The following is a 16,210-nucleotide window of genomic DNA, read 5'->3' on the forward strand; positions in this document are numbered from 1 at the left end:
GTAGTCCGTACACAGGTTCGGCGGCGGCTGGCGTGGCACAGGTCGGGTGTTGTGTCGCAGGACCGCGCGGCCTAACAGCCCGAAACCGTGTCCTACCGGGTGCGTAGGCTGTAGCCATGACGGTAGGAACCACAGCCGAGTTCGATGTCCGCGAGGCGGTGCACGAGGCCGCACGCAAGGCCAGGGTCGCTTCCCGGGTGCTCGCACAGCTGACCACCGCGCAGAAGAACGAGACGCTGCACGCGGCCGCCGACGCACTGCTGACCGCCGCCGACACCGTGCTCGCCGCCAATGCCGAAGATCTGCTGGCGGCGCAGTCGGCGGGCACCGAGGATGCGCTGCTCGACCGGCTGCGGCTGACCAAGGACCGGGTCGACGGTATCGCCTCCGGCCTGCGCCAGGTCGCCGAACTACCCGATCCGGTCGGGGTGGTGGTGCGTGGTTCCACCCTGCCGAACGGGCTGGAGATCCGGCAGGTGCGGGTCCCGCTGGGTGTGGTCGGCATGGTGTACGAGGCGCGGCCGAATGTCACCGTTGACGCGTTCGGGTTGGCGCTGAAATCGGGGAACGCGGCGCTGCTGCGCGGCTCGTCCTCGGCTGCCCGTTCCAATGCGGCGCTGGTCACCGTGCTGCGGGAAGCGCTTGCCGGGCAGGGACTTCCCGCCGACGCCGTGCAACTGCTGCCGAGCGAAGACCGTTCCAGTGTCACCCATCTGATCCAGGCGCGCGGCTTGGTCGACGTGGTGATCCCGCGCGGCGGCGCCGGCCTGATCAACGCCGTGGTACGCGACGCGCAGGTACCCACCATCGAGACCGGCACCGGCAACTGCCATGTCTACGTACACACCGGCGCAGACCTGGATATGGCCGAGCAGATCCTGCTCAATGCGAAGACCCGCCGCCCGAGCGTCTGCAACACCGCCGAGACCGTCCTGATCGACGCCGCGATCGCCGACACCGCGGTACCCCGGCTGACCAAGGTGCTCACCGACGCCGGTGTCACCATCCACGGTGACCTGCCCGGCCTGGTCCCGGCCACCGACGCCGATTGGGGCGAGGAGTATCTGAGCCTCGATATCGCGCTCAAGGTCGTCGACGGGGTGGACGCCGCGGTCGAGCACATCAACACCTGGGGCACCGGCCACACCGAGGCCATCGTCACCAGCGAACTGGCTGCGGCGCGGGAGTTCACCAACCGGGTCGACGCCGCCGCGGTCCTGGTCAACGCCTCCACCGCGTTCACCGACGGCGAGCAATTCGGTTTCGGCGCCGAGATCGGCATCTCCACCCAGAAACTGCACGCCCGCGGCCCGATGGGATTGGCGGAGCTCACCTCCACCAAATGGGTCGTCTGGGGTGACGGTCAGGTCCGCCCGGCCTGAACCGGAAGCCGCGACACGTTACGGCGTAGCGTGTGGGGGATCGTTAGTCGAGGGAAGGACGGCAGATGGGTCGCGCGAGCTCGGAGGTGACGCCGGTTCACGAGCCGATCTTCGCGTCGGTCGACGAGGTGGTGCAGCGGTTGGCCGAGACCGGCTATCTGGCCGACAAGGCCACCGCGACGTCGGTATTCCTGGCCGACCGCCTGGGTAAACCGCTGCTCATCGAGGGACCTGCGGGAGTGGGTAAAACCGAGCTGGCGCGGGCGGTCGCGCAGTGCGCCGACGCGGAACTGGTGCGGTTGCAGTGCTATGAGGGCGTCGACGAGGCCCGCGCGCTGTACGAGTGGAACCACGCGAAGCAGATCCTGCGCATTCAGGCGTCGAGCGAGAACGACTGGGCCGAAACCACAGCCGATGTGTTCACCGAGGAGTTCCTGCTGTCGCGGCCGCTGCTCACGGCGATCCGCCGCACCGAGCCGACGGTGCTGCTCATCGACGAAACCGATAAGGCCGATGTGGAGATCGAGGGCCTGCTGCTGGAGGTGCTCAGCGATTTCGCGGTGACCGTCCCCGAGCTGGGCACCATCACCGCCAGCCGCAGGCCGTTCGTGGTGCTCACCTCCAACGCCACCAGGGAACTGTCGGAGGCGCTGAAACGCCGCTGCCTGTACCTGCACCTCGACTTCCCGGACGAGGAGCTGGAGCGGCGCATCCTGGCCGCCCGCGTACCGGAACTCTCCGACGCGGTGGCCGCCCAGCTGGTGCGGGTCGTGCACGTGCTGCGCGGGATGCAGCTGAAGAAGCTGCCGTCGGTGGCGGAATCGATCGACTGGGCCCGGACCCTGCTGGCCCTCGGGCACCACGATCTGGACGAGGCCACCGTCCGGGCGACGCTCGGCGTCGTGCTCAAACATCGCAGCGACCATCAGCGGGCGCTGACCGAGCTGAAACCAGCCTGATCCGATGCCGGGAAATTCGGCGACCACCGGCGACCAGCCACTGGTAGCCCCGCACGGTCTGTCCGGGCATCTGGTCGGCTTCGTCGAGGCGTTGCGGGCCCGCGGCATCCCGGTCGGGCCTTCGGAAACGGTGGACGCGGGCCGGGTCGTCGCCGTGCTGGATCTGATGGACCGGGAGGCGCTGCGTGAGGGCCTGGCCTGCGCACTGCTGCGGCGCACCACCCACCGCGCCACCTATGACGGGCTGTTCGATCTGTGGTTTCCGGCCGCGGTGGGGGCGCGCACCATGAGCGACGACGAGGTCGAGATACCGCTCACCGCCGCCGGCGAGGTGGATATCCCCGCACTGCGCCGGATGCTGGCCCAGCTGCTGACCGAGGAAGGCTCGGGATCTCGGCTGGAGTTGCTGGCCGGGCAGTTGGTCGAACAGCTCGGGCAGTATCAGTCAGCGCGGGGGCCGTCGTTCTCGTCGTATCAGGCGCTCAAAGAGGTGCAGCCGCAAACCTTGCTGACCCAGATCCTCGCTGGTTTGACCGGGCCGGACACGAGCGCATTCGACACCGAGATCGCGCGGCGGGTCGCCCGCGGGCGGATCCAGCAGTTCCGCGACACCGTGGAAACGGAGACCCGCCGCCGGGTCGCCGAACGTATCGGGCGCGAACGTGTCGCTTCCTATGGTGTCGCCCGGCAAGCCGAAGAAGTCGACTTCCTGCGTGCCTCCCGTGTGGAACTGGCCGAACTGCGCCGCAGCAGCCAACGGTTGGCCCGTATCCTGGCCTCCCGGTTGGCGGCGCGGCGCAGGCACGCCAAACGCGGCGAGATCGATCTACGTCGCACCCTACGTAAATCCATGTCCACCGGGGGCGTGCCCATCGATCTGATGAATCGCAAACCCCGGCCGGGGCGGCCCGAGCTGGTGCTGCTGTGTGATGTGTCCGGTTCGGTCGCCGGATTCAGCAATTTCACCTTGCTGCTGGTGAGCGCGCTGCGCGAGCAGTTCTCCCGGGTCCGTATCTTCACGTTCGTCGACCGGACCGACGAGGTGACCAGGTTCTTCGACCCGCACACCCAGCTCGACGAAGCCATGGAGCGGATCTTCGCCGAGGCCGATATCGTCGGTATCGACGGCCACTCCGATTACGGCAGCGCTCTCGCCGGTTTCGCTGCCGACTTCCCCGACGCCGTCACCAGCCGCAGTTCGCTGCTGATCCTCGGCGATGCCCGCACCAACTACCGCGACCCGGAACTGGACACCTTGCGCGACCTCGTCTCGGTGGCCAAGCATGCGCACTGGCTGAACCCGGAACCACGCAGCCAATGGGGTTCGGGTGACTCCGCCGCCGATAAGTACCAGCAGGTGATCGAGATGCACGAATGCCGTTCGGCAGCCCAGTTGACCGCGGTGGTGTCGCGGCTGCTCCCGGTCTGATCCCAGCGCCGGGAACGCCCCGTGACCCACCCGTTAAGCTCGGCTGTCATGCGTACGACAGGCCGGGAACCGAAGAAGCTGGGGGTGATGGGCGGTACATTCGACCCCATTCACCACGGTCACCTGGTCGCCGCCAGCGAAGTCGCCAACCGCTTCGACCTCGACGAAGTGGTGTTCGTCCCCACCGGCCAGCCATGGCAGAAATCGGGCAGGCACGTCAGCCCTGCCGAGGACCGCTACCTGATGACGGTGATCGCCACCGCATCCAACCCCAGGTTCTCGGTGAGCCGCGCCGATATCGATCGCCGCAAGGTCACTTATACCGTCGACACCCTGCGTGACCTGCACATCCAGCATCCCGGTGCCCAGCTGTACTTCATCACCGGAGCGGACGCACTGGCCAACATCCTGACATGGCAGGATTGGGCGGAACTGTTCGAACTGGCGAAATTCGTCGGCGTGAGCAGGCCGGGGTACGAGCTGAACACCGATCATCTCGAGGAACATCTGCGTGATCTTCCCGACGATGCGGTGACCATGATCGAAATCCCCGCCCTGGCCATCTCGTCGAGCGAATGCCGTCGCCGCGCCGCGGAGAACCGGCCGGTGTGGTATCTCGTTCCCGACGGCGTCGTGCAGTACATATCGAAACGGCACCTGTATGTGCCGGACGGAACGGAAGGTAACGGAGCGTGAGTGAGCGCAATGAGGTGACCCCATGAGCGCCTCGGTCGAAGCGGTGGAGATGGCGCAGGTGGCCGCCCGGGCGGCGGACGAGAAGCTCGCCGCCGATGTGGTTGTGCTCGACGTATCCGAGCAGTTGGTGATCACCGACTGCTTCGTGATTGCCTCCGCCCCCAACGAACGCCAGGTCAACGCCATCGTCGACAACGTGGAGGAGAAGCTGCGCGCCGCCGGGCACAAACCGGTGCGGCGCGAGGGCACCCGTGAGGGCCGGTGGGCGCTGCTGGACTATGTCGATGTCGTGGTGCATATCCAGCACAACGACGAGCGCAATTTCTATGCCCTGGAACGGTTGTGGAAAGACTGCCCTGTCATCACGGTGGAAGGTATCGGTGTGCCGACGGCCGCCGATCCGACGACATCCGGGGACGACGAGTGAAGCGAGACGCCGGCGTACGCAAACTGATCCTGTTGCGGCACGGGCAAACCGAATGGAACGCCAACGATCGGATGCAGGGCCAGATCGACACCGACCTCACCGAGCTCGGACGGCGGCAGGCCAAAGAGGCAGCGCGGGAGCTGGTATCGCATAACGCGATCGCCATCATCTCCTCTGATCTCAAACGCGCCTATGACACCGCGGTCGCGCTGGCCGACCACACCACCCTCGATGTGGTGCGCGATCCGCGGCTGCGCGAAACCCATCTCGGCGACTGGGAAGGACTGACCCACCTCGAAGTCGACGCGGGCTACCCGGGCGCGCGACTGGAATGGCGGATGAACGCCGACTACACGCCGCCCAACGGGGAGAGCAAACTCGAGGTGGGCGCCCGGTCGCTGCCGGTGGTGCAGGAACTGTTCGCCGAACGGCAGGACTGGCCGGGCGGGACGATCATCCTGGTGGCGCACGGCGGGCTGATCGCCGCCCTCACGGCCGCCCTGCTCGACCTGCCACCCCAAAGCTGGCCCGCTCTCGGTGGTCTGGCCAACACCAGCTGGGTGCAGCTGAGCAGTCACGGCCCGAGCATCGACCGGCCCGGCTGGCGCCTGGATGTGTGGAATGCCGCGGCGAAGGTAGCCCCCGATGTCCTCTGACGATCAGCTCCGGCAGGTGCCGGGCCGCCCGGTGCTGCTGGTCATCGCCGACTCACTGGCGTACTTCGGCCCGAAAGGCGGCTTGCCCGCCGACGATCCGAGGATCTGGCCGAACCTTGTTGCCGCCGAATTGGATTGGGATGTCGAACTGGTGGCGCGTATCGGGTGGACCTGCCGAGACGCATACTGGGCGTTGATCGGCGATCCGCGAGTGTGGGCCGCGGTACCGAACGCGGGTGCGGTGGTTTTCGCCGTCGGCGGGATGGACACGCTGCCCTCACCGTTGCCGACCGCGTTGCGGGAACTGATCCGCTACGTCCGGCCGCCCGCACTGCGCCGCACTGTCCGCGCCACCTACCAGTGGTTGCAGCCCAGATTGTCCGTACTCGGCCGCCCCGTTGCGCTTCCGCCGAAGGTGAGCATCGACTACCTGGAACAGTGCCGCACCGCGCTGGAACAGTTGCGGCCGGACCTTCCCGTGGTCGCGGTGCTGCCGTCGGTGCACAACTGCGCGGCATACGGCCGGGTGCATCGCGGCCGGGACGCTGCGGTCACAGCGTTGCGTGCCTGGTCGGGGCGCACGTCGGTGCCTCTGGTCGATCTCGGGGAAGCGGTACGCGACAACATCTTCTCCGGCGAGGCCAACCCCGACGGTATCCACTGGGGCTGGGACGGGCACACCGCGGTGGCCAATGCGATGGTGAAAACCCTGCAAGAGATCGGGTAGCGGCGTGGCGGTCGTGGTCGTCACCGATTCGTCCGCGAGCCTGCCCGCCGAACTGACCGGCGAGCTGGGCATCGGCGTGGTCCCGCTGCATGTCCTCATCGGCGACCGCGCCATCCGGGAAGGCGTCGACTCCGTCGATATCGACTACACCTCCGATACCGTCACCACCTCTGCGCCGTCCCCCGGGGAACTGCGCGAGGCATACGAGCGGGCGCTGACGGCCAGCGGCGGCGACGGTGTGGTCGCGGTGCACATCTCCCGGCAGCTGTCCGGGACCTGGGAAGCGGGCAGGCAGGCGGTTGCAGCCATGGACGCCGCCGACCGGGTCAGGTTGGTCGATTCGCTCGGCGCGGGACTGGCTGCCGGGCTGCCGGTGCTCGCTGCCGCGCGCGCGGCCGCTGAAGGCGCCGCACTCGACGTCGTGTACCACGCTGCTGTGGACGCCGCCGACCGTGCCCGCACTTTCATCCTGGTCAACCGCACCGAACAGTTGCGTCGCGGCGGGCGGCTCAGCACTGCGGCCACCTTCTTCGGCAGCGAACTGGTCAGCAAACCGGTGCTGCAGATCGTGCGGGGAAGACTGGAATTACGGGAGAAGGTGCGCACCCGGTCCAAGGCATACGCGAAGCTCGTCGCAGCCGCGGTAGACGCGGCGGGTGGTGACGGCGCCACCGTCGCCGTGCAACATCTCGGCGCCGGTGAGGCGGCCGACACGCTGGCAGCGCAATTGTCCGAGCGGATACCGCGGGTCGATGAGGTCATCACCGCCGAATTCGGGCCTACGCTTGCGGTGCATCTGGGTGTCGGCGCTGTGGGGGTTCTGGTGCTGCCCGGCGGCGTATCGGTGCGGTAGCCGCCTTGCCTGCACCGAAGTTGTCCACAGGCTCGGCTTATCAACAGGTTTTCTGAAATAGCTGGTCGGCGCGTATTTCCCGGCGATGCTCAGCCCTAGCGTTGCCGGCATGTCACGACACGACGAGCGCGAGCGGATCCGGCAGCGACTTGGCGGGTTGACCGCACGGGTCGAAGCGGCGAAAGCTGGAGCCTCCTGGTCTGTCCCGCACCGGCCGCAGCTCCCGGCGCCCCTGCGACCTCGGATCCCTGTTGTCCCCGAGGCCGCCGCGGTCCGCGACCAGCTCGGCCGCTCGCCCGGCCATCCGGAACCAGGTGCTCGCGAAGAGGATCGGCAGCGAGACGAGCCGCATCCGGGGGTGGGCCTGCGCAGCCTTCCGCATCTGCCTGCCGATGCTCGCGCGCCGTACCAGGACCCCGCTGAACCCGAAGCCGGTGACCGTCTGGTTCCGGCGCCGAGCTGGCTGGATGGCCCCGGCGACACTCCACACCGCTGGCGAGATCGGTTGATGCCCGCCCGGTTCACCCGGACGCGGATCGATCCCGGACGGCGCGGTGTGCTGACCATGGCGGGCGTCGGAGTGATGGCGGCGATGCTGGCGGTCGGGGTAGCGCTGTGGCAGCGCCCCGCCGGTACCGCCATTACCGATGGTGCGCACCGCCGCCGCCGAAACGACCACCGCACCACGCGACGCCGAACCCGGCGCAACCCCGCTCCCGCAGACCGCCGCCGCGCCCACCACCACCGAATTGGTGGTCAGCGTGGTCGGCTTGGTGCACCAGGCGGGGCTGGTGCGACTGCCCCCTGGTGCCCGCGTCGCCGACGCCGTCGCCGCGGCGGGCGGGGCACGTGCGGGCGCCGACCTGACCGGGCTCAACCTCGCGCAACGACTGTCCGACGGCGACCAGGTCCTGGTCGGCGCCGCGCCGTCCGGTGACACTACGCCCCGTCTCGGCAGTACCACTATCAGTGGCGGCACCACATCGACCGGCGCAGCGGCCGGCCCTGGTTCCGCTCGCAACCCCGCAACCCCGGTAAACCTCAACACCGCTACCGAGCCCGACCTCGACACCCTGCCCGGTGTCGGACCGGTCACCGCCCGCGCCATCATCTCCTGGCGTGAAACCAACGGCCGTTTCACCGATATCGAGCAGCTCGCCGAGGTGAACGGTATCGGTCCCGCCCGCCTGGAGCGGCTGCGCGACCTGGTGACGATATGAGCCCGCACCGGCGTCCAGGGCCGGTCATCGGTAGGCACGGGAGGGGCGCTGCAGCCGGGACAGAATCAGGTGGAGTAGGTGAGCGTGCCGACTCGGCAGTCAAGGGCCTTGCGCCTGAGACCAGGAGTGAGATGGTGCGTTCGAGCGCGCCGGCTGTGGCTGGGAGTCGGGCGGAGCTCAGCGAAAACGGCTGGGTGGGAACCGGCATGCGTGGGGATTGGTTCAGCTCGTTGCGGTCGGGTCGTGATGAACGCGAGGCGGCGGCCGGTGCAGGGGATTCGGTGATCGATGCTCGTCTGCTGCCCGCCGCATCGGCCTGCTGGCTGGTGACGATTGCCGTGCTCACGGCTGGGTGGATGGTGGGTATTGCGGTGGCGATCGGGTTGACGGTTGCGGCGATCGGGCTGTGGGGATTGCTGTTGACAGTGCTGGCCCATCGCTATGAGCGCAGCCGGGCTGTGGTGTCGGTGCTGTTGGCGGCGGTGGTGCTGTCGGCCGGGTTTGCGGTGGCAGCGGCCTGGCGAGACCATCAGGTGGCGCAGCATCCGCTGCGCGCGGTTCCCGAAGCCGCATCGGTGCGGGTGGTCGTCACTCCCGTTGACGACCCGAAACCGGTACGAGGCAACTCGTTCGGTGGACAACAGCGCTGGGTGATCAGGGCGGGGCTGCGGGAGTTCCAGCATGCCGCGAATGCGGTGAGCGCGGGTGGCGCAGTGGTGATCCTGGCCGAGGGGTCGGAATGGGCGGTGCTACCGCCCGGACAACCGATCGAGTTCCGGGCCCGCCCATCGGCACCGTTGCACGCGGATCTGACCGTCGCGACGCTGCGGGCGCTCGGGCCGCCCGACCCAGCGGGCGCACTGCCCTGGTGGCAGCATGCCGCCGGCTCGGTGCGCGCCGATCTCGCGGCGGCGGCGCAGCGGGCGTTGTCTCCGGACGCGGCCGGGCTGCTGCCCGCACTGGTCGTCGGAGATACGGCCGCGCTACCAGACCAGGTGCGCGAGGACTTCACTCTCGCTGGACTGCAACATTTGCATGTCGTAAGCGGCGCTAATTTCACAGTTTTGCTATCGGCGGTGCTGTTCGTGACCCGGCTGCTCACCCTCGGCCCGCGACTGTCGGCGGTGTGCGCGGCGGGTGCACTGGTGATGTTCGTGATCGTCGCCCGCCCGGACCCGAGCGTTCTGCGTGCCGCGGCCATGGGCGCGATCACCCTGCTGGCATTGCTCACCGGGCGCCGCAAACAGGCGCTACCCGCGCTGTGCGCGGCCGTGATCGGACTGATCGCGATCTGGCCCGCGCTTGCGGTGCAGGCCGGTTTCGCTCTGTCGGTACTGGCGACCGGCGCCCTGATTCTGCTGGCTCCCAGCTGGGCGGATTGGCTGCGCGCCCGCGGCTGGTGGCGGCTGCCCGCCGAGTTGGTCGCGGTGTCCGCGGCCGCATTCGTGATCACCGCACCGCTTCTGGTTGCGCTGACCGGGACGCTCAGTGTGGTGGCGGTGGCCGCGAATGTTCTCGTCGCACCGGTGGTGGCGCCGATCACCGTGCTCGGCGCCACCGGTGCGGTGCTGGCCTGCCTCTGGATCCCGCTTGCGGAGCTGGTGTTGCGCTGTACCGCTCCCCCCTTGTGGTGGTTGCTGTCCGTCGCCGAGCGCGCAGCGGCGATACCCGGGGCAACGGTGGTGGTACCGGGCGGAACCAGCGGCGGTCTCATCGCTGCCCTGCTGGTCGGCCTCGGGATCGTCGCGCTACGCAGCGCGCTGGTGCGGCGACTGTCAGCCGCTGTACTGCTCGGAGTCGCCGCGGTCGTCGTACCGCTGCGGGTGTGGTCGCCGGGCTGGCCGCCGGATGGTTGGGTGGTGGCGGCCTGCGATGTGGGCCAGGGTGATGGTCTGGCGCTGTCCGTCGGCGATCGCAGCGCCGTCGTCATCGACGTCGGACCCGAACCCCGGCGCATCCGCACCTGCTTGGACCGCCTGCGCATCGAACACATTCCGCTGCTGATACTGACTCATCCACATGCCGACCACATCGGTGGTGTCACCGGCGCCCTCCAGGGCCGCACCGTCTCGGTGGTCGCCGTCGCACCCAACGAACTACCGGCCGGTGCGGACGCCGGTAGCGGTTCGCGCACCGGGAGGGGGGTGCGCGAACCGTTCGGCCGTCACCTGCCACCCGCGTCAGGAGAGCCGCGCGGCGCGGCGAGGCCGATCATCGACGCTGAAACCGCCGAAACGAGCAGCGCGACAGCCGCCGGATGCCCGCCGAGTCACTCCGGACGGCCGAGCGGGCAACCGACGAACAGTGGGCCGGATACGAGTGAGTGCGCTGACCTCAGCTCGGGGGACGGCCCGGATGCGGATGACGGTCCGGGATCGATGCGCGCCGACCGAGCCAGCGGTGACGGCCCTGATGCGGTGGCATCGATCCTTGCTGCGGCCCATATTCCGGTGCTCGAACTGGTGGCGGGGGATCAGCTGAGATTCGGGTCCGTCACCTTGGAGGTGCTGGCGCCCGGCTCGGCCGACGCGGCAGTGGGCGAACATTCTGTTGCCGACGCGAACAACCGCTCGCTGGTAGTCGCCGTGGATACCGCAGCCGGGCGGGTACTGCTGACCGGGGATACCGAGGCCCCGGTCCAGCGGTCGCTGTTGCGCGCACCGGAGCGTATTCGAGCCGATATCTTGAAGGTTCCGCATCACGGGTCCCGAACCACCGCACCGGAATTCCTGTCCGCTGTCCGTCCACGGCTGGCCATTGTGAGCGCAGGCAGTGACAACACCTTCGGCCATCCGCACCCGGCGGTGCTCGCCGAACTCGAGGCCATGGGAACCACCGTCGCCCGCACCGACCGGCACGGTGATATCGCCGTCGTTCCGCGCGGGTCCGGGCTCAACGTGCACACCGCACGCCCGTTCGGAGCCACCCGCCGCCCGCCCGGCCTGCAGCCGACCCAGCTCAGCTCGCGAATGCTGCTCCGCCCCAAGGCTGCGTGCAGCAGCCGCTCGGTGTGCGGTAGCCCGGCTGCGCACCGAGGCATCGCTGCGGAAAACATCGAGTTGCTCGGGTCCGCGCCGGATCACCGGCTCGTGCATGAGCTGCAGCCAGCAGACATATCGCCGCTCGCTGTCACGTTCACCGCCCGCCTGGCAGTCTTCCATGATCGGGATCGACGGCGTCGAACCGGGAAGCCACCACACGGCACGCCGCCGCCGTGGCCATCGGCCGACGCGCCCTCGGGCACCGCACCCGGCAACGGACGGCACCGTCCCGCAGCACTGGAGCGATGCTGCGGGGCGTCGGACCATCCGGACCGGACATCAGACCTGTGGGCGTGAGGGAATCCGCCCCGCCTTCTCGGGCCACGGACACGATTCGTGCCGCCCAGATGCGGTGCGAGCGTAGGCGACCGGGGCGCCCAGCACTGTTCGGGGCGCGTGACTGAGCGGGGGACCTGGCATCAGGACCCGCTCCCACTCGGTCTATAGGAACGGTCCGGGCCCCCACCTCGATGAGATCCGCGGGGGCGCGTTCGGCTTGCCGGACCGACGAGGCAGCGGCTGAGGATCAGCAGGCACGTGTGGATCGGGAGTACCCGGCAGCGGCGGGTCGCCACCTCCGCGCTGTCGGCGACCATCCGTAGGATCGGGCGGGTGAGCGAACGGCCTGCGGCGGTGCATCTGGTACTCGGGGACGAAGAGCTGCTGATCGAGCGCGCGGTCGCTGCGGTGACGGCGCAAGTCCGGGCGCGAGCTCCCGACCCGGACGCGGTGCCGGTGGATCGGTTGCGCGCCGGTGACGCGAGCACCGCCGAACTGGCCGAGTTACTCAGCCCGTCCCTGTTCGCCGAGGATCGAGTGATCGTGCTGGAATCGGCCGCCGAGGCGGGGAAAGACGCCGTCGCGGTGATCACCGAAGCCGCCACCGACCCGCCGGACGGGGTGGTGCTCATGGTGCTGCACTCCGGCGGCGGCCGGGCGAAAGCGCTGGCCCCGGCACTGCAGAAAGCGGGAGCCACGGTGCACGACTGCACCAAGATCACCAAGGCTTCCGCACGCGCGGATTTCGTGCGCGCCGAGTTCCGTGCCGCGGGCGCACGAGTGCCCGGTGACGCCGTCCAGGCGGTGCTGGACGCGGTCGGTTCCGAACTGCGAGAACTGGCGGCGGCGTGCTCGCAACTCGCCGCCGATACCGGCGGCAAGGTGGATGTGGCGGCAGTACGCCGCTATTACTCCGGCAAAGCCGAGGTGACCGGTTTCGAGGTGGCCGAGCGCGCCGTGTCCGGCGACCGGCCGGGTGCGATGGAGGCGCTGCGCTGGGCCACCGATCGCGGTGTCGCGCACGTGCTGCTCGCCGACGCACTCGCGGATTCGGTGCACACTATCGCGCGGGTCGGCTCGGCGGTCCGTGGCGACCCGTTCACCCTGGCCGGGTCACTCGGTATGCCGCCATGGAAAGTGAAGAAGGCACAAGCCCAGGCCCGCGGCTGGTCTCCCGCATCCATCGGCGCCGCGCTGCAGGTCGTTGCGATCCTCAACGCCGATGTGAAGGGCGGCGCGGCTGATTCCACCTACGCGCTCGAGCACGCTGTGCTGCGGATTCTGGATCTCCACGGCCAGCGCTGAAGCGCTGCGCAGCAGCCTGCCGAGCGGATATCGGCGGGCTGCTTGCCGTGCGCCGGTTGCTGCGCAGCGCACCGGTTCAGCTCGTGTGCACGATGGAGGTTGTCGCGCGGCGCACGGCGGGCAGCACGAGCAGCAGCGTCGGGAAGGCGATCGGCCAGGACACTGCCCACGACCTGAGCCAGGTTCCCATTGCGAGACCGTCCCCGCCCAGTGTGCTGATCAACGAGACGATGCAGGTCATCAGGATCGACAGCAGCAGCGGAAGCACGACCGGTGCGAAGCGCGCAGGCAGCTTGAACGAGCGGGCGGCGCTGGCGGAGTGCGGGCCATCGGCCAGGCCAGGAACTCGCGCGGGAAACCCAGGTCGATCGCAGTGGGCGTCGAGACCAAGGTGACGCCTCCTGCACGACGTCCGCAAGGCCCAGCGCACCTTCGGTGAGTGACCTGCTAGCGGCTGTCACGTTCTTGCGGGTGCGGTTGATGCAGGCGCGACATTGTGGTCGAGGTCGCCGCGGCCCTATTGCCGGTGAGCACCTGGCCAGGCGTGATGCGCAGGTTCGCGGGCGGGAAAGTAAACGGTTGCGGCACCCGTGGGCAGGTCCGCTGCGGGGTTGAGTTCGAGGCGTTGGCACCGGTGCAGGCCCCAGATCAGCACCTCATCATCTATCGGGCGGCCGATACGGCAGCGCAGGCTGCGCGGGACCGCCTCGCAGGCGATGACGATTACCTCGGGGTCAGGCATCGTGGCCGACCCGGGCTCGGTCATTCGACGACAGTAAAACCGATGTCGCCGTCGTCGCCGATGGTGAGGGTGATCGCGTCACCATCGGTGTCGTCGGTTTCCCGGTAGCGGCCTTCCCAGTCCTCGTAGGCGGGAGCTTCCTCGTCGCGGGTGACGATCCACTCCAGCGAATAACCGCCCTCGTCGTCGGGTACCAGCACGTTCTCGATCCGGACGCCGAGGTTGAGCACCTCGGCCGCACGGATCACATCGGGTAGATCCTCGGCTCGTACAACTGCCTGGTTCGCATACACCGTCACCATGCAGCGCATCGTACGGCAGCCGGACAGCAACCTTCCGCGTGGTCCGGTCGAGCCGGGTGCACACGAAAAGCCGCCGTGGTCATCGAGGCCGCGGCGGCTGCGTAGAACGGTTGAACCGTAGAACTGCGGTGATGTGCTCAGAGCTTGTTGAAGGCCAGCGCCAGCGCCGACTTCTTGTTGGCGGCCTGGTTGGCGTGGATGACGCCCTTGGAGGCGGCCTTGTCCAGCTTGCGGCTGACGAAACGCAGACGCTGGGCGGCGGTGTCCTTATCGCCGGCGGCAGCAGCTTCCCGGAAGCTGCGGATACCGGTGCGCAGCTCGGACTTCACCGACTGGTTGCGCTGCCGCGCCTTCTCGTTGGTGCGGATCCGCTTCATCTGGGACTTGATGTTGGCCACGCCTGTATCCTCTGGTTCCTGTCGCTGGTGTACGTCCGGGAAAAGTCTGGGAGCGCGCACCTGCCCTGAGCTGAGCCGGGCAAGGGGTAACGCGACGCCGAAGGTCGAGGGTACCAGCACCCTCGGGGCGGGAGGAAATCGCCTCGGCCTGCCCGGTGCGCGTCCGCGGCACAGGCAACCGCCACGACCTGCGGCGTTGCCGTTGTGATGAGCACCCGCCTGGCGTAACGTCCACTGCACTTCGGCCTTACCGGTCGTGACCATGCGTAACCAGTCGTAGCAGGACCAGGCAGTACCGGTGTGCTCCCGCACACGGCGGGCAGCGATCCTCTCGGAAGGCGGACGTATGTCTCCCACTGCTCAGGAAGTCGTCGAAGAAGTCGCCGAACAGGAACCCACCCCCGAACCCAAGAAATGGGCGGCCGAGGCTCTCGGCACGTTCGTTCTGGTGATGGGCGGCGTCGGGACCGCGGTGCTGGCCGGTGAACGGGTCGGTGCGCTCGGTATCGCGCTGGCGTTCGGCCTGACACTGCTGTTCCTGATGTATGCGATCGGCCCGATCTCCGGCTGCCATGTGAATCCGGCGGTCACGGTCGGCCAACTGCTGCTGGGACGGTTGTCGGTGATCAGCGCGGCCGGCTACATCATCGCCCAGCTGATCGGGGCGTTCCTGTCCGGTCTGGTGCTCTTCGCCATCGCCAAGAACCTGCCCTCCTACGATCGCTCGGTCGACGGGCTCGGCGCCAATGGGTGGGGTTCGCACAGCCCGTCCGCGAAAGCCGGGCCGCTCGGTGAGGTGGTGATCCAGGACGGGTACGGCATGGCGGCCATGATCATCGTCGAGATCATGCTGACCGCGCTGCTGGTGTTCGTGGTGCTCGCCTCCACCGATCAGCTCTCGGATCTGCCGCTGGCCGGTGTGTCCATCGGTTTCACCCTGGCGGTGATCCACCTGATCTCCATCCCGGTCGACAACACCTCGGTGAACCCGGCGCGCAGCCTCGGTGTCGCGCCCTATCAGGACGGTGCGATGGGGCAGGTCTGGGCGTTCATCGTGTTCCCGGTGATCGGCGGCGTGCTGGGCGCGCTGATCTACGGCATGTTGTTCGGCCGTTCCAGGGACCTCACCACCTGACCGAAGGACCGGTGGGTGCGCGGTCAGCTCCAGCGGTATTCGGCGACCAGCCGATGCGCGACCCGGTCGAAGATCTTGCGCGGCAGGATCGCGCCTTCACGCCGGATACCGTCTTCGGGGACGTCGAGCACCCGGTCCAGCCGCACCCAGCTCGGTCTGCCCTCATGATCCCAGGCGCCCGAACCGATCGCGACCCAGTCGCGATCGTGCTCGCGCGCCGGGTTCGACGACAGCATCAGGCCGAGCAGGGTGCGCCGGTCGCGACCCACCACCAGGACCGGCCGGTCCTTGCCGTTGCTTGGGTCCTCTTCGAACGGAACCCAGGTCCACACGATCTCACCCGGGTCGGCGCGGCCGTCGAGCTGCGGCGCGTAGACGATCCGCCTGGCCCGTTCGGCGGTCGGTACCGGGATCGAGGCGGTGGGACGCACCGCGACGCCGGGCGCGCGGCGGGGCGTGCGGCTTCCGGTGGCTCGTTCCAGCGATGCCGCTCGTTGCAGTTTGCCGATCAACTTCGGCGCTTGCCGCCGGACCAGTGCGGGGCCCTGCGCCAGGGCAATCATGCCCAGCTGCCTGCCGAGAGAGTTCCAACTTCGGGCCATTACAGGAGAATAACGTCGCCACCGCTATCACGTGGCCACGGTCGGGACCAGCAGGGG

At 68.6% G+C, this 16,210-nt stretch carries 18 protein-coding genes; 12 read left to right on the plus strand and 6 right to left on the minus strand.

Features of this window, described 5'->3' with window-relative positions:
* Nucleotides 1–116: 116 nt before the first annotated feature.
* The 8 genes from B0T44_RS02705 (at nucleotide 117) to B0T44_RS02740 (ending at nucleotide 7,129) form a co-directional block, all read left to right on the plus strand.
* Nucleotides 117–1,382 carry a glutamate-5-semialdehyde dehydrogenase gene (locus tag B0T44_RS02705; RefSeq protein ID WP_077120669.1) on the plus strand — a complete coding sequence of 422 codons (1,266 nt, stop codon included), beginning with the start codon at nucleotides 117–119 and terminating at the stop codon, nucleotides 1,380–1,382.
* A 65-nt stretch (nucleotides 1,383–1,447) separates the two neighbouring features.
* Entirely contained in the window at nucleotides 1,448–2,341 is an 894-nt protein-coding gene (locus B0T44_RS02710; RefSeq protein ID WP_077120671.1) for an AAA family ATPase, read from the plus strand.
* Between the two features lie 4 nt (nucleotides 2,342–2,345).
* The gene (locus B0T44_RS02715) at nucleotides 2,346–3,770 is read left to right on the plus strand and encodes a vWA domain-containing protein (protein WP_077120674.1); all 1,425 of its coding nucleotides are present in this window, start codon (nucleotides 2,346–2,348) and stop codon (nucleotides 3,768–3,770) included.
* 48 nt (nucleotides 3,771–3,818) lie between these two features.
* Nucleotides 3,819–4,466 carry a nicotinate-nucleotide adenylyltransferase gene (gene nadD, locus B0T44_RS02720; protein ID WP_077120676.1) on the plus strand — a complete coding sequence of 216 codons (648 nt, stop codon included), beginning with the start codon at nucleotides 3,819–3,821 and terminating at the stop codon, nucleotides 4,464–4,466.
* Nucleotides 4,467–4,488: 22 nt separating this feature from the next.
* A complete protein-coding gene (rsfS, locus tag B0T44_RS02725; protein WP_077120678.1) occupies nucleotides 4,489–4,893 on the plus strand; it encodes a ribosome silencing factor in 405 nt (134 codons plus the stop codon).
* A complete protein-coding gene (locus B0T44_RS02730; RefSeq protein ID WP_077120680.1) occupies nucleotides 4,890–5,549 on the plus strand; it encodes a histidine phosphatase family protein in 660 nt (219 codons plus the stop codon). The genes rsfS and B0T44_RS02730 overlap by 4 nt, the downstream gene beginning before the upstream one ends.
* Nucleotides 5,539–6,276, plus strand: a complete 738-nt coding sequence (gene octT / locus B0T44_RS02735) for a diglucosylglycerate octanoyltransferase (RefSeq protein WP_077120682.1) — start codon at nucleotides 5,539–5,541, stop codon at nucleotides 6,274–6,276. The genes B0T44_RS02730 and octT overlap by 11 nt, the downstream gene beginning before the upstream one ends.
* A gap of 4 nt (nucleotides 6,277–6,280) precedes the next feature.
* Nucleotides 6,281–7,129, plus strand: coding sequence for a DegV family protein (locus B0T44_RS02740; protein ID WP_077120685.1), 849 nt, complete (start codon nucleotides 6,281–6,283; stop codon nucleotides 7,127–7,129).
* Nucleotides 7,130–7,241: 112 nt separating this feature from the next.
* Here the strand turns inward: B0T44_RS02740 and B0T44_RS02745 are convergent, their stop codons facing one another.
* Entirely contained in the window at nucleotides 7,242–7,808 is a 567-nt protein-coding gene (locus B0T44_RS02745) for a hypothetical protein (RefSeq protein WP_139795310.1), read from the minus strand.
* Here B0T44_RS02745 and B0T44_RS02750 point away from each other — a divergent pair.
* From B0T44_RS02750 to holA, 3 genes are all read left to right on the plus strand, one after another.
* On the plus strand, nucleotides 7,777–8,349 hold the full coding sequence (locus B0T44_RS02750; protein ID WP_139795311.1) for a ComEA family DNA-binding protein: 573 nt from the start codon (nucleotides 7,777–7,779) through the stop codon (nucleotides 8,347–8,349). The genes B0T44_RS02745 and B0T44_RS02750 overlap by 32 nt on opposite strands.
* A gap of 206 nt (nucleotides 8,350–8,555) precedes the next feature.
* Nucleotides 8,556–11,687 carry a ComEC/Rec2 family competence protein gene (locus B0T44_RS02755; RefSeq protein ID WP_217697550.1) on the plus strand — a complete coding sequence of 1,044 codons (3,132 nt, stop codon included), beginning with the start codon at nucleotides 8,556–8,558 and terminating at the stop codon, nucleotides 11,685–11,687.
* Nucleotides 11,688–12,002: 315 nt separating this feature from the next.
* The gene (gene holA, locus B0T44_RS02760; RefSeq protein WP_077120720.1) at nucleotides 12,003–12,974 is read left to right on the plus strand and encodes a DNA polymerase III subunit delta; all 972 of its coding nucleotides are present in this window, start codon (nucleotides 12,003–12,005) and stop codon (nucleotides 12,972–12,974) included.
* A gap of 76 nt (nucleotides 12,975–13,050) precedes the next feature.
* Here holA and B0T44_RS28765 read toward each other — a convergent pair whose 3' ends face one another.
* The 4 genes from B0T44_RS28765 to rpsT all read right to left on the minus strand — a co-directional run bounded on the left by B0T44_RS28765 (nucleotide 13,051) and on the right by rpsT (nucleotide 14,416).
* Nucleotides 13,051–13,404: a DUF2798 domain-containing protein gene (locus B0T44_RS28765; RefSeq protein ID WP_483869940.1), complete on the minus strand. Its 354-nt coding sequence runs from the start codon at nucleotides 13,402–13,404 to the stop codon at nucleotides 13,051–13,053.
* 87 nt (nucleotides 13,405–13,491) lie between these two features.
* Nucleotides 13,492–13,740 (minus strand): hypothetical protein, encoded by a 249-nt coding sequence (locus B0T44_RS02770; RefSeq protein ID WP_077120691.1) that lies wholly within the window; start codon nucleotides 13,738–13,740, stop codon nucleotides 13,492–13,494.
* Complete coding sequence (locus tag B0T44_RS02775; RefSeq protein WP_077120724.1) at nucleotides 13,737–14,018, minus strand: hypothetical protein; 282 nt, start codon at nucleotides 14,016–14,018, stop codon at nucleotides 13,737–13,739. The genes B0T44_RS02770 and B0T44_RS02775 overlap by 4 nt, the downstream gene beginning before the upstream one ends.
* 137 nt (nucleotides 14,019–14,155) lie before the next feature.
* Nucleotides 14,156–14,416, minus strand: coding sequence for a 30S ribosomal protein S20 (gene rpsT, locus B0T44_RS02780; RefSeq protein ID WP_077120693.1), 261 nt, complete (start codon nucleotides 14,414–14,416; stop codon nucleotides 14,156–14,158).
* Nucleotides 14,417–14,762: 346 nt separating this feature from the next.
* Here rpsT and B0T44_RS02785 point away from each other — a divergent pair, with 346 nt between their 5' ends.
* Nucleotides 14,763–15,551 carry an aquaporin gene (locus B0T44_RS02785; RefSeq protein ID WP_077120695.1) on the plus strand — a complete coding sequence of 263 codons (789 nt, stop codon included), beginning with the start codon at nucleotides 14,763–14,765 and terminating at the stop codon, nucleotides 15,549–15,551.
* 23 nt (nucleotides 15,552–15,574) lie between these two features.
* On the opposite strand, the gene B0T44_RS02790 is transcribed toward B0T44_RS02785, so the two are convergent.
* Nucleotides 15,575–16,153 carry a type II toxin-antitoxin system PemK/MazF family toxin gene (locus tag B0T44_RS02790; protein WP_077120697.1) on the minus strand — a complete coding sequence of 193 codons (579 nt, stop codon included), beginning with the start codon at nucleotides 16,151–16,153 and terminating at the stop codon, nucleotides 15,575–15,577.
* Between the last annotated feature and the right edge of the window lie 57 nt (nucleotides 16,154–16,210).

Origin of the sequence: Nocardia donostiensis (assembly GCF_002081715.1) — a bacterium.
GTDB lineage: Bacteria > Actinomycetota > Actinomycetes > Mycobacteriales > Mycobacteriaceae > Nocardia > Nocardia donostiensis.

Coding starts and splice junctions, on each gene's coding strand:
- nadD (WP_077120676.1), top strand. CDS start 3,819: ATGCGTACGACAGGCCGGGAACCGAAGAAGCTGGGGGTGATGGGCGGT.
- octT (WP_077120682.1), top strand. CDS start 5,539: ATGTCCTCTGACGATCAGCTCCGGCAGGTGCCGGGCCGCCCGGTGCTG.
- B0T44_RS02715 (WP_077120674.1), top strand. CDS start 2,346: ATGCCGGGAAATTCGGCGACCACCGGCGACCAGCCACTGGTAGCCCCG.
- B0T44_RS02790 (WP_077120697.1), bottom strand. CDS start 16,153: ATGGCCCGAAGTTGGAACTCTCTCGGCAGGCAGCTGGGCATGATTGCC.
- B0T44_RS02710 (WP_077120671.1), top strand. CDS start 1,448: ATGGGTCGCGCGAGCTCGGAGGTGACGCCGGTTCACGAGCCGATCTTC.
- B0T44_RS02770 (WP_077120691.1), bottom strand. CDS start 13,740: ATGACCGAGCCCGGGTCGGCCACGATGCCTGACCCCGAGGTAATCGTC.
- rsfS (WP_077120678.1), top strand. CDS start 4,489: ATGAGCGCCTCGGTCGAAGCGGTGGAGATGGCGCAGGTGGCCGCCCGG.
- B0T44_RS02775 (WP_077120724.1), bottom strand. CDS start 14,018: ATGGTGACGGTGTATGCGAACCAGGCAGTTGTACGAGCCGAGGATCTA.
- B0T44_RS02785 (WP_077120695.1), top strand. CDS start 14,763: ATGTCTCCCACTGCTCAGGAAGTCGTCGAAGAAGTCGCCGAACAGGAA.
- B0T44_RS02705 (WP_077120669.1), top strand. CDS start 117: ATGACGGTAGGAACCACAGCCGAGTTCGATGTCCGCGAGGCGGTGCAC.
- B0T44_RS02755 (WP_217697550.1), top strand. CDS start 8,556: ATGCGTGGGGATTGGTTCAGCTCGTTGCGGTCGGGTCGTGATGAACGC.
- B0T44_RS02750 (WP_139795311.1), top strand. CDS start 7,777: ATGGTGCGCACCGCCGCCGCCGAAACGACCACCGCACCACGCGACGCC.